Genomic DNA, 12,420 nt, shown 5'->3' with positions numbered 1-12,420 from the left:
TTAAGCTTCCTGATCACCCCTTTCAGCAACACGGATTACCCGAAAGGCCTCAACCTGTTCAGCTTTACCTTTCAGCGTTAGAGCGCCCCAAGCTTCAACCTCGTAATTATCCTGAAGATAGTCCAGCGTGGCTTGGGCAATCAGGATGCGGCAGGCCGAAGACTGCCGGTGCTTATCAACACTTTCGAGCCGAGAAGCTGTGTTAACACCATCGCCAATGATGCCGTACTCTAATCTCGATTTACTTCCGAGACTGCCCACGACCACAGGCCCCGTGAAGATTCCTACCCGCATCTGGACCTTTGGTAAACCCTGCAACTGCCACCGCTGATTGAGGAGTTCAAGAGACTCCCCCATCTTCAACGCACAAGCAACGGCTCTCTGAGCATCGGTTGCGATCGCATTCCAATCTGCTCGCGGAATCGGCACCCCAAACGCCGCCATTAGACCATCGCCGGTGAACTTATTAATTACGCCGTGGTGATCTACTACCACATCCGTCATCACTTCAAAATATTCATTCAGCCAGTTTAGAAGCTGCTCCGGTGATAGCCGCTCAGAAATTGAGCTAAATCCCTTAAGGTCGGTAAACATCAGCGTGGCAGTGAGTGCCTGCCCCGGCAGCTTCCCGTCTTGAAGCAGCTCATCCCGCCGCTGCCATAAAGTTTTCGCAATCTCGGGTGAAGAACTTTGCCCCAGCAGCCGCATCACCATCTGTTGCTGACGCTGTGCCTGCTGGGCACGGTAGGCAACTACGCCACCGCCAGCCCCTAAGAAAGTCAAGAAGGGCGGTACCAGCGGCACCCACAGCGACCGCAGAAAAAATCCTTGGCAAAGGATAAACAACAAGCCAATCGCCGCACCACTCCCGACGACTAACCCCAGGGGACGGCGAACCATCCAAAACAGTAGTCCTCCGATTAGAGACCAGAACAAGATCCAGACCATTTCCAGCGGCTCAGACCAAACGCGAATCAGGGGTCGCTTACCATAGGCCGCATCCAGGAACTGACTGACCATTTGAGCATGGATCACGACACCTGGCATCTGAGGCTGATCGTTAGCGCCAAAATTATAGGGGGTCAGATAAAAGTCACCGCCGCTGGCCCCAGTTGTCCCAATTAAAACAATCCGATCTTCAATTTGTTGAGAGTCCACCTGACCTTCCAGTACCTGCGTTAAGCTCACCTGCTCAACACTGCGCTGAGCCGAGCGATAGTTCAGCAAAATCTGGTAGGTATTAGCTGCATCAATGCGGGTGTAGCCGCCATCATCAGACTTCAGGGGCGGAAAAACTGTAGAGCCAATCTGCAAAATATTTTCATCAGCATCACTGGGCCGATCTTCAATACCATCATCCCGCAGATACCGTAGGGCCACCCGAAGCGAGAAAGAAGGGAAATAGTCATCTACGTAAAGTAAGTTGCGCCGCAGAACACGACCAGAATCAACCGTAACGTCGTTGAAACCAATCTGGTCCTCCGGCAAACCTGGCGGTGGCGGCACAGTTCGCTTGGCTTCATCGCCGAGGAAGGTGATCGCAATCATGCGATCAGACTGCTTCAGTTGCTCGACAAGGGCGGCCCGATCAACCTCGGCAGCAGCACCAGGCTGCACTAAGATATCGCCCCGCCACATATCTAGGCCCATCACTCGTGGCTGGTAAGATTTGAGCCTTTTCAACAGCTTCACCAGAACGGCATCAGGCAGGGGAAACTGACCTTGATTTTGAATATCTTGTTCGGTAATACCGACCACTAACAGACGCGGATCGGCCCCCAAGTCAGGCCGAGACTGCATCAACTGGTCGTAGGCCGTGAGTTCTAGGAGCTGAAGGCTACCGATATGACGAAAGCCTAAAATTAAAGCTGTTGCAGCTATACCGGCGATGATTGGAGGAAGACTACTCACGATAACCCGCCGCCCCCCTTCGGGGATCGCAATCGCTCTTACGCCGACAAACCAAACCCGCAGTTGAGCCAAAAACTTCAAAGAAGGTTACCCAAAAGCTATACCTCTGCGGTAAGAGTATAGAGGATACCTCAGGACTTGGGCACTTTATGTCTGACTACATTGTTGTGACGCTCGGCGAGCGCACCCAGGCCGAAACCGCCGCCAAAAATCTAGAAACAGCAGGTCTACCCACTGCACAGATCAGCGTTTTCGGGCAAGGCTTCAAAATGCCTGATACTGACTCTCTATTCGATCCCACACTTTTGAAGTGGCAAAGCATGAAGCGAATGATGCTCTGGCTGCTTCCCTTCGGATTCTTTGCAGGGGTGACCTTCAACCAAATCACCCAGCTCACTATTATTCCTGGCCTCGGAAATATTGGCGATGGCTTTATTGGCGGCTTATTCGGGTTAGGTGCTGCAGCAATGGGCAGTTTCGCCTATGGTGGCGGTGCACAGCTCTATCTTGATAAAGATCTCATTCCTTATGCTAAACGTCTAGAAAATGGGAAATATCTCGTCATTGTGAAGGGATCTCAGCGATTGATTCAAGATGCAAAACGAGTCTTACGAGTCCTTGACCCTGAAATCATGACAATTTACGAAGATATCGATTAGGAAATACCAGTAATCAGAAAACGCCATTCTCAGATTGAGCTATAGTTAAGACATATTTATGAGATTTTTTAAATAATCTTCTACTTCTATCAAAAATAGTAATTTTGCTACTCTATGAAAGCTTTGTCAGAGCGCATTTCCATCTTTATTGATGGAAACAATATGTTTTATGCTCAGCAGAAGAATGGTTGGTTTTTTGATCCGCGTCGTATCTTAAGTTATTTCACGAATGAGCCTGGAGTTAAACTCTGTAATGCCTTTTGGTACACTGGTCTCAAGGACGCCCAAGATCAAAGAGGGTTCAGAGATGCCCTCATCAGTTTAGGCTATACCGTTCGCTACAAAATACTGAAAGAATACTACGATGATTCATCAGGCCGATATTCACAAAAAGCTAATTTAGACATTGAAATTGTGATCGATATGTTCAACACAGTTGAGCAATATGATCGCGTTATCCTATTTAGTGGTGATGGTGACTTTGAGCGTGCAATTGAGCTTTTACGATCCAAAAATACGCACATTACCGTGGTCTCAACAGAAGGAATGATCGCGAGAGAATTGCGAAACGCAACCGATCGATACATAGACTTAAATGCTATTCGCGATCAGATCGAAAAAAGCGAGTTTTAAGACGGAAGGGTATTCAGCGTCTTAGCCACTTACCTTTTCAATTCTCCACTGGTGGAGAATTTCATGCTTGTGAACGTGAGATCTGCTTGTCACCTCTTACAGCGGTCTTCAGTTAGATAAAAGACACCTGAAATCCTGGAAGCTGAGCAGAGATTTTCAGCTCCAGGCTGTACCCCACCAAGCTGCGATCCGCTGTATCTTACTGAGAAGCATTCCAAATAGTCTGCAGCCCTTCTCGATAGGTGGGATACAGGAGCTTGATTCCCAGCTTTTCCTTAATTTTTTGGTTGCTGACTCGGCGACAGTCCTTCCAAAAAGAAGCCGCCATTGGACTCATCTGAGCGGAATCAAAGGAATTGGCTGGCGGAGGGGTGCTGCCCATCAGTCGATGAGCTTCGATAATTAAAGTGCTGGGTTCTGAAGGTTCGTCATCGCCTACGTTGTAGATATTTATTGGATTGGGGTTCAAGATGGATGTCCCTACGGTTTGGACAATATCATCTACATGAATGCGGCTAAAGACATGCCCAGGTTTGTCAATGTGCCTCACTTTGCCAGATTGTAAACGTTCGAAGATACTGCGGCCTGGGCCGTAGATTCCTGGCAGCCTGAAGATGTGAGTGGGTAAATTGGCTGCTAAGAATTTGGCTTCGATGTTGACCCGATGTTGCGATCGCACATTGCTCGGCTTTAATTCACTCGTCTCATCTACCCAAGCCCCCTGGGTATCTCCGTATACACCGGTCGTAGACAGGTAGCCAAACCACCGTAAATCCAGCGACGGCAGCGTGTGCAGCAACAACGCCACCACCGGATCAACCCCATCCTTTGCGGGCGGAATGCTGCTGAGAATATGGGTCACTCCTGCCAACGCCTCAGAGACTAATGGCTGCGTCTGATCGCCATAGGCAAAGGCATAAGTTGGCACCTCTAGACCTAGTTGAGATGCCCCCGTCCGAGTCGTAATCTGTACCGGAATTTTTCTGTCAAGCAGCCAATGGGCCAGGCGTTGCCCTGTATAGCCACATCCTAAAATCAGAACTTTCATCGTTTGCGAATCAGGCTGGAGGTTCAAAGTGCTAAAAAATAACCAGCCTCCCGAAGATACAGGAGGCTGGCTGCTTAGGTTTTAGAGCTGAAACTATTATTCAACCGCTTGCGGCAGCAGCTCTCGCCGCTCGCTCGGTTCGACATGAACCTTGCCTTCTTCATTAACGTCAACAACTGCCGTATCGCCAGCCTTAACGCGGCCCGAGAGAATCTCCTCAGCCAGCGTATCCTCTAGCAGGCGCATAATCGCTCGACGGAGCGGTCGCGCACCATAGCTGGGATTGTAACCCTCTTCAATAAGCAGCTCCTTGAAGCGCTCTGTAATTTGAAGGGAGATCTCCTTCTCTTCCAAACGGGCAAAGACCTCTTTGAGTAAGATCTCAGAGATATCCTTCACCTCGTCCTTCGTGAGCTGACGGAAGACAATGATCTCATCCAAGCGGTTCAAGAACTCAGGCCGGAAGTACTGCTTCAGCTCTTCGTTGACCAAAGACCGAATCCGGTTGTACTGAGAATCAACCTGATCTTCAGCAAAGTCAAAGCCGAGGCCACCGCCTCCCTTCTCAATAACCTTAGACCCGATGTTAGAGGTCATGATCAGCATCGTGTTCTTGAAGTCCACAGTGCGTCCCTTGGCGTCAGTCAGTCGACCATCTTCAAGAATCTGCAGCAGCATGTTAAAGACATCTGGGTGCGCCTTCTCAATCTCGTCAAACAGCACGACGGTGTAAGGACGCCGGCGCACGGCCTCGGTAAGCTGACCACCTTCGTTGTAGCCAACATAGCCAGGAGGAGAACCAATCAGCTTAGAAACCGTATGGCGTTCCATGTACTCCGACATATCTAAGCGCACCATCGCGTCTTCAGAGCCGAAGAAGTAGGTTGCGAGTGCCTTGGTTAGCTCCGTTTTACCCACGCCAGTCGGACCAGAGAAGATAAAGCTAGCAATGGGCCTGTTAGGGTTCTTAAGACCCACGCGAGCCCGTCGAATGGCACGAGAGATCGCCTTGACGGCTTCTTCCTGACCGATTAGGCGCTGGTGAAGGGTGTCTTCCATGTGCATCAGCTTGTCGGATTCAGTCTCCGTCAGCTTGTTCACAGGTACCCCAGTCCAGGAAGCCACGATGTGGGCGATATCCTCTTCGGTAACCTTGGGTGACTCATCGCCACCGCTCTCAGAGCCTTCATCGCGCTTGGCTTGAGCAATGGTCTTGATCTCTGACTTGATCTCCATTTCGCGATCGCGCAGTCCCCCAGCCTTGTCAAAGTCCTGGGAGCGAACGGCATCGTCCTTGTCCTTAAGAACTTGACGCAGTTCCTTATCCAGCTCTTTGGCGGCTGGTGGAAGCTGAGAGTTAATCAAACGAACCCGAGAACCGGCTTCGTCGATCAAGTCAATGGCCTTGTCTGGAAGATAGCGATCTGAGATATAGCGATCGGATAGCTTGGCAGCAGCCTCTAAAGACTCATCTAAAATCTTCAGCTTGTGGTGCTGCTCATAGCGCTCTCGCAAGCCATAGAGAATTTCAATGGTCTCATCGACAGAAGGCTCGCCCACCATCACAGGCTGGAAGCGTCGCTCTAGAGCGGCATCTCTTTCGATGTGCTTGCGATACTCATCAAGGGTCGTGGCTCCAATGCACTGCAGCTCACCCCGAGCCAAAGCTGGCTTGAGGATATTAGCGGCATCAATCGCGCCTTCAGCAGCACCGGCACCAATCAGGGTATGAACCTCGTCAATCACCAAGATGACGTTCGACGCCTGCCGAATCTCATCCATGATTTTCTTGAGGCGCTCTTCAAATTCGCCTCGATACTTGGTACCGGCAACCAGCAGGCCAATATCTAGCGTTACGACCCGCTTCTCTTCGAGAATGTCGGGGATATCTGCGTTGGTAATTCGCTGGGCTAAGCCCTCTGCAATGGCGGTTTTACCCACGCCCGGTTCGCCAATAAGTACTGGATTGTTCTTGGTGCGGCGACCGAGGATCTGAATGACGCGCTCAATTTCTTTCTGACGACCGACAACAGGGTCTAGCTTTCCATCAGCAGCAAGCTGAGTCAGGTTAGAGCCAAACTCGTCTAGTGTTGGTGTCTTAGTGCGTCCTGAGCTTCCGCCAGCGGTTACTTCGGCTGTTTCACCCAGCATCCGAATCACTTGGGTGCGAACTTTGCCGAGGTCAACGCCTAAGTTTTCTAGAACGCGAGCCGCAACACCTTCACCCTCTCTGATTAATCCGAGGAGCAGGTGCTCTGTACCAATGTAGTTGTGGCCGAGCTGACGGGCCTCTTCCAGCGATAGCTCTAGTACGCGCTTGGCTCGAGGCGTGAAGGGAATCTCCACGGCTACAAACCCAGAACCGCGACCAATAATTTTTTCAACTTCGACCCGAGCATCTTTGAGATTGACGCCCATGGACTTAAGGACTTTGGCCGCTACGCCAGTCCCTTCGCCAATTAAGCCCAAAAGGATCTGTTCTGTACCGACAAAGTTGTGTCCCAAGCGGCGGGCTTCTTCTTGGGCCAGCATAATCACTTTGATGGCTTTTTCTGTAAAGCGTTCAAACATCGCGTCTTCCCGTACCTGCTGCTGGTAAAGCCAATCTTAACATAGACAAATCTTGTCAATGTGGCTTTATGAGAGAGTTTAACTACATTCCTACCTGTTTTGCATTGACCCGATCAGGGACGCTGAATCACGATTTAGAATGTAGCTTGGTCTCCTCTCAACCATTCTACGGTTTTGTCATAGCAGCAGGGGAAACTTTTTCCGGCGATTAGGTACGGGAATTTCACCCTTTCTAGAGGAAATTAGCTCAACTTTTGATGTCAAAAGATAGGTTGAACCCGTACGACTCCATTCGTTTTTTAATGTCGCACTGCTGGTCTTTGAGATTCTGCTGAAATGCTGGGGTTTGTATTTTGCCTAGCCACAGAATTAGGGCATCTTCGTCGGTTTCTGAGTAATAGCCCTTCCGTTGTCCTGCGATTTGAAACTCAAATTTTTGATAAAGAGAGAGTGCAGCTTGGTTTGAGGCTCTGACTTCGAGGGTAGCGCGAGTTAGATTGCGTTGAGATGCGATCGCAAGCATTCCCCAGAGCAACAATTGCCCAAACCCTTGCCGATGGTAGACCGGATCAACGGCCAGCAAGATGATGTGGGCCTCGTCGTCAATTCCCCACAGGCAGCCCATCCCCAGCAAATTAATATCTTGGCCTTGATACTTGACCAGTCCAACCAAAGCACTGCTGGACCTTTCAAATTCTTGGCGATAGCCGTCCAGAGTCCAGATGCCGCCTAAAGCCCGCCGATCCAGCTCCACAGCAGCGGGTAGTAAGGCAGCATCTAAAAATCGTAATTTTATAGACTCTGATTGCATGGGTCGCAGCAGCTCCAGTGCGGCAACAACTTATGCAACGATAGCAGCCCCCTAAGCAATACGCTGCTTCCGCTTTAGCGCAATGAATCCACCCACAAGTAGAGCCAATGCCCCTGCTGTTAAGGGTGATTCAGGTACAGCCGCAGGTTTGGATTGAGCTGTAAACAGCCAATCAGAAGAGTAGAGATGGGGGCTGAGGCTTGGATCCTGATCTGCGGGGGCATGATTGAGCCAACCCCACCCAGAAATACCCTGATGGCCCCGATGACCTTGATTATTGTCACCGTCCCCTAACCGGAAGCTATAGGCATTTGCACCTGAAAAATCGGCCAGATTATAGACATCACCAGAGGTTTGACGCGTAATTGTACCTGTGCTGCTTCCGGCCTGACTGCCGTCAACCCATAGGTCATCATCGCCCGCAACCTGCTGGACATTGCGATAGGTGAAGTTAATCGAGAACAGCTCAGGAGCCGAGTACGAATCACCCTGGTCAAGCCCGCCGTAAGCTGTCCCTGAAATGTTGATGGTGTTGCTTGTGTCGTCGTAATCGAGGGCCACGCTTGCCCCACCTTCTGTGAAATTGAAGGTGTAAATATCTTTAGACTTCCCTGATAACAGCCCGTCTAAACGTAAGCCGTAGAACGGAGAACTGGCTGATCCATCAGGGTGATTGTCAAGGGTGTAGCTGCCGCCCGTAATCCCAACAGCCCCAGCCTTGGAAACTAGTCCAAATGAAGCTAGCCCGATCAGGGTCATTCCAGCGGTCGCAATCAGCCGTTGTGTCAATCGATTCTTGTTCATGCTTAAAGTAGCTCCCCCAATGATTTAAGTATGTTGATGGATTTGCTACCCCCCTTGTCCCAAGTGCTCTGACTCAAACTCAATCTGCGGATTGATTTGTGAGATTCAATACTGCAGTTAGCCCTAGCAAAGTCACTCCAATCTAGCCTACCCATTTTGAATTGCAAAGAGATCATCTCTAGGCTTTCGGAATCCATTGCTCTAAGGAACATTGGCAATAAAACATGCATGATGAATTTTGAGTAAGTTCAATACACTCAGCGTTCAAAATGGAGCGCTTCTGGGATGACATTGATCCAGCCAAGATCTTCAGGAAAGAGACATTCTGGCTTCCCATGAACCCGTAAAGTGAGAGATATTCTGTTCAATACTGCCCACCGTGAGCCATCCAGACTATCTTGAGCGCATTTTGAAGGCCCGTGTCTACGACGTGGCCCAAGAAACTCCCCTTGAAGCAGCACCGCGACTTTCCAGTCGGCTGCAGAATAAGATTTTGCTGAAGCGGGAAGATATGCAGTCTGTCTTTTCCTTCAAGCTGCGTGGAGCTTACAACAAGATGGCTCAGCTTCCTGCAGAAGCTCTGGAAAAGGGCGTTATTACAGCTTCAGCGGGCAACCATGCCCAAGGCGTTGCGCTGGGGGCCAAGGAACTGGGAACAACCGCCACAATCGTGATGCCAGTGACAACCCCCCAAGTCAAAATTGATGCGGTGGCTGCACGGGGAGGTGCGGTGGTATTGCATGGCGATACCTATGACGATGCCTATGCCCATGCTCGAGAGCTATCCAATGTGCAGGAGCTAGCGTTTGTTCACCCCTTTGACGACCCCGATGTGATTGCGGGCCAAGGGACGATTGGAATGGAGATTCTGCGTCAATATCAAAAGCCGATCCACGCTGTCTTTGTCGCCATCGGCGGCGGTGGCTTGATTTCTGGGATTGCGGCCTACCTCAAGCGACTGCGTCCAGAGATTCGAGTGATTGGGGTTGAACCTATTGATGCTGACGCGATGCACCAGTCACTGAAGGTGGGAGAGCGAGTCCGATTGGATCAGGTGGGTCTATTTGCCGATGGAGTCGCGGTGCGCGAGGTAGGGGAAGAAACGTTCCGACTCTGTCAGCAATACGTTGATGAAATTCTCTTAGTGAGTACGGACGATACCTGTGCGGCCATTAAGGATGTGTTTGAAGACACTCGCTCTATTTTGGAACCGGCAGGGGCACTTGCGATCGCAGGTGCAAAAGCCTACGTCGAGCGGGAGCAAATCACCGATCAAACTTTGGTCGCAGTGGCTTGCGGTGCCAACATGAACTTTGATCGTCTCCGATTCGTCGCCGAGCGGGCTGAATTAGGAGAACGGCGAGAAGCTATCCTTGCAGTCACAATTCCCGAAGAGCGGGGTAGCTTTCTGCGATTGTGTCGCTGCATGGGCAAGCACGGCATTACTGAATTCAGCTACCGGATTACAGATGAGCAAGAGGCCCATATCTTTGTGGGCGTCAAAATTCAAAACCGGGCTGATGCTACAGCTATCGTTTCAAATTTAGAAGAGCAGGGATTTCGGACCTTAGACCTCACCGATGACGAGCTCGCCAAGCTCCACCTGCGCTATATGGTGGGTGGCCGTTCTCCACTAGCAGAGAATGAACTGCTCTATCGGTTTGAGTTTCCTGAACGTCCTGGCGCTTTGATGAAATTTTTGAGCTGCATGAGTCCCAACTGGAACATCAGCCTCTTTCACTACCGCAATCATGGTGCAGACTATGGTCGCATTGCGGTAGGAATGCAGGTCCCACCCCACGAGATGCAGGATTTTAATGCCTTTTTAGATACCCTGGGTTATCGATACTGGGATGAAAGCCAGAATCCCACCTACAGGTTATTTCTAGGCCAACAGAAGTCATCCCCAAGCCCTACACATTAAGTTTTACCTCAGAGCGATTCACTCTCAGGAGAACGAGAATTAGCCGGCATCGATAGCGAGTCTGCGGCTGGCTCTAGCGGTTGAGCCAGCTCATGCTTAGCCTGCTGCCACAGCGCCTCTAATTCATCCAGCGTATGTTCTATCAATGGCTTAGAAGTATTGGCTTCGATACTTTTGATGCGATCAACGAGTTTTATATTTGTGCTTCTGAGGGCTGCCACTGAGTCTAGCTGACACCAGCGAGCGATGTTGATGAGGGTAAACAGCAAATCGCCAAGTTCAGAGGTTTGGTGCTCAACATCAGTGCTGAGCAAAGACTCTTGAAATTCTGCGAGTTCTTCATAAAACTTGGCCCACACGCCCTCGATATCTTGCCACTCTAAACCAGCAGCAGCAGCTTTCTCAGAAAGTTTTGCTCCGGCCATTAGTGGCGGCAGACTGCGAGTATATTGCTGCAATTTTTGACTAAACACCTCTGGTTCTTCAGAGTCTTGCTGCTTTTCAGCGGCTTTAATGTCTTCCCAGTTACTGCGAACTTCTTCGATGCTGGCTGCTTTGGTATCACCAAAAACATGGGGATGACGACGCATCATTTTTTCGGCAATGCCCTGGGTCACGTCTTTGAGGGTGAAGTCCTGTTCTTCGCTGGCTAATTGGGCCTGCAGGACAACCTGCAGAAGCAGATCGCCCAGTTCTTCGGCGATCGCATCTCGATCCCCCTGATTAATAGCATCAACGGCCTCGTAGGCTTCTTCAAGAATATACGGCGTTAAACTCTGGGGCGTTTGGGCCAAATCCCAGGGGCAGCCATCTTCAGGATCTCGGAGCTGGGCCACAATGCCTGTAAATTGCTGAAGTGCGATCGCAAGCTCAGAGACCTGCACTGGCACATACACATTGATGGGATAAGCCACTCGCATTTGATCGTCAAGTTGCTCAAGCGTGAGTTGGGCTGACTGTACATCCGTATCACCTAAATCCCCCATCAAAGTCACCGGATACTCATCAGGGAATCTAGCCTGCAGAGCCGCCTTCAGCGTTTGCAGCGTTGCAGCAGAATCGATTTGCGTGATCAGAACCGGCACACTCAACTGTACCCCTTGGGTCAGCGCATCTGAAACCGTCACAATTTGGAGCTTTGCATCTCCGGGGGGACTTTGCATGGGATTAACATTGCGTAGATTCTTCCCATGATGCGACATTTTGACTGCAAAACAAGTTCCAGTTAACAATTGCTCGACGATATTGGCATCGTGAGCAATAATCTCTACGACCGCCTTTTCCAGCGCTTGAGGAATGCCTTGCGTCCTGAGCTAATGCCATCACTAATCGAGTGACTCATCGCTCCCGCCTCTAGCCCGAGCAGTAAAGCGATACAGCTATGAGGAGACTGGATCCACATTTGCTCAAGTACCGTCTTTAACGGCGGCATCTGCCAAGACAAATGCCATAACCGTGAAATCACTTCACAGGCCGTCAAAGCAAGAATAATCCAGAGACCAAGATACAAAAGACGCAGCAAAGTCCCAATGACCGGGCCATGGGATAGCAACGAACGATGGCTCAATACTTTTTGATAGGGCAACCAGATAAATTTCAGCAGCCCCCAGCGTTGGTATTGCTTAGAGTAGATATCTAGATCCGGGCCAAACATCAGACCGCTGAACAAGAAGCCACCACAAAGGCAAAGCGAAACGCCAAGATTGAAAGTCACGAGCAAGGTCAAAGCACCGACCCAAGGCAAACAAATGAACGTAATTTGATCATGCGTCCGACCAGAAGACATTTGACCTCGAAATTTTTTACCGCATTCACAGTAACGTAGCGTGGCCTTGGTCTAAGCGGAGATTATCAATCCTGTTGCTGATCGTTATTTGTCTGCTACAATACTGTTCGCGAATGTTTATGACATTAGGGCGATTAGCTCAGCTGGTAGAGCGCTTCGTTTACACCGAAGATGTCGGGGGTTCGAATCCCTCATCGCCCATAAACTTCAGTCAGCAGAAAATACTGCAGCTGAATCATATGGACAGCAACATCTATTTATCTGCAAACGGGT

The 12,420-nt window shown here is 50.2% G+C and carries 10 protein-coding genes and 1 tRNA gene; 4 read left to right on the top strand and 7 right to left on the bottom strand.

All coding sequences use genetic code 11. The features are described 5' to 3' along the window. On the bottom strand, positions 1-1,992 hold the full coding sequence (locus tag C1752_RS11675) for a CHASE2 domain-containing protein (protein ID WP_110986244.1): 1,992 nt from the start codon (positions 1,990-1,992) through the stop codon (positions 1-3). A gap of 68 nt (positions 1,993-2,060) precedes the next feature. On the opposite strand from C1752_RS11675, the gene C1752_RS11670 reads away from it, so the two are divergent. Next, complete coding sequence (locus C1752_RS11670; RefSeq protein ID WP_110986243.1) at positions 2,061-2,570, top strand: hypothetical protein; 510 nt, start codon at positions 2,061-2,063, stop codon at positions 2,568-2,570. Positions 2,571-2,684: 114 nt separating this feature from the next. Beyond that, on the top strand, positions 2,685-3,203 hold the full coding sequence (locus tag C1752_RS11665; protein ID WP_110986242.1) for a LabA-like NYN domain-containing protein: 519 nt from the start codon (positions 2,685-2,687) through the stop codon (positions 3,201-3,203). Between the two features lie 199 nt (positions 3,204-3,402). Here the strand turns inward: C1752_RS11665 and C1752_RS11660 are convergent, their stop codons facing one another. From C1752_RS11660 to C1752_RS11645, 4 genes are all read right to left on the bottom strand, one after another. Further along, the gene (locus C1752_RS11660; protein WP_110986241.1) at positions 3,403-4,251 is read right to left on the bottom strand and encodes an SDR family oxidoreductase; all 849 of its coding nucleotides are present in this window, start codon (positions 4,249-4,251) and stop codon (positions 3,403-3,405) included. 96 nt (positions 4,252-4,347) lie between these two features. After that, positions 4,348-6,822: an ATP-dependent Clp protease ATP-binding subunit gene (locus C1752_RS11655; protein WP_110986240.1), complete on the bottom strand. Its 2,475-nt coding sequence runs from the start codon at positions 6,820-6,822 to the stop codon at positions 4,348-4,350. 247 nt (positions 6,823-7,069) lie between these two features. Continuing rightward, a complete protein-coding gene (gene rimI, locus C1752_RS11650; RefSeq protein WP_110986239.1) occupies positions 7,070-7,633 on the bottom strand; it encodes a ribosomal protein S18-alanine N-acetyltransferase in 564 nt (187 codons plus the stop codon). Positions 7,634-7,684: 51 nt separating this feature from the next. Continuing rightward, a complete protein-coding gene (locus C1752_RS11645; RefSeq protein WP_110986238.1) occupies positions 7,685-8,437 on the bottom strand; it encodes a hypothetical protein in 753 nt (250 codons plus the stop codon). A 379-nt stretch (positions 8,438-8,816) separates the two neighbouring features. On the opposite strand from C1752_RS11645, the gene ilvA reads away from it, so the two are divergent. Further along, positions 8,817-10,361, top strand: a complete 1,545-nt coding sequence (ilvA, locus tag C1752_RS11635) for a threonine ammonia-lyase, biosynthetic (RefSeq protein ID WP_110986236.1) — start codon at positions 8,817-8,819, stop codon at positions 10,359-10,361. Positions 10,362-10,369: 8 nt separating this feature from the next. Here the strand turns inward: ilvA and mazG are convergent, their stop codons facing one another. Both mazG and C1752_RS11625 read right to left on the bottom strand, forming a co-directional pair. Further along, positions 10,370-11,524, bottom strand: a complete 1,155-nt coding sequence (gene mazG / locus C1752_RS11630; protein WP_110986235.1) for a nucleoside triphosphate pyrophosphohydrolase — start codon at positions 11,522-11,524, stop codon at positions 10,370-10,372. A gap of 104 nt (positions 11,525-11,628) precedes the next feature. After that, positions 11,629-12,147: a metal-binding protein gene (locus C1752_RS11625; protein WP_110986234.1), complete on the bottom strand. Its 519-nt coding sequence runs from the start codon at positions 12,145-12,147 to the stop codon at positions 11,629-11,631. A 128-nt stretch (positions 12,148-12,275) separates the two neighbouring features. Between C1752_RS11625 and C1752_RS11620 the strand changes: the two genes are divergently transcribed. Further along, positions 12,276-12,348: transfer RNA gene (locus C1752_RS11620), tRNA-Val, on the top strand. Positions 12,349-12,420 lie beyond the last annotated feature (72 nt).

It is taken from the genome of Acaryochloris thomasi RCC1774, assembly GCF_003231495.1.
In the GTDB taxonomy this organism is placed as follows: domain Bacteria; phylum Cyanobacteriota; class Cyanobacteriia; order Thermosynechococcales; family Thermosynechococcaceae; genus RCC1774.
Note: the sequence above shows the minus strand (reverse complement) of the source record. Positions and strands in the feature narration are given on the sequence as shown.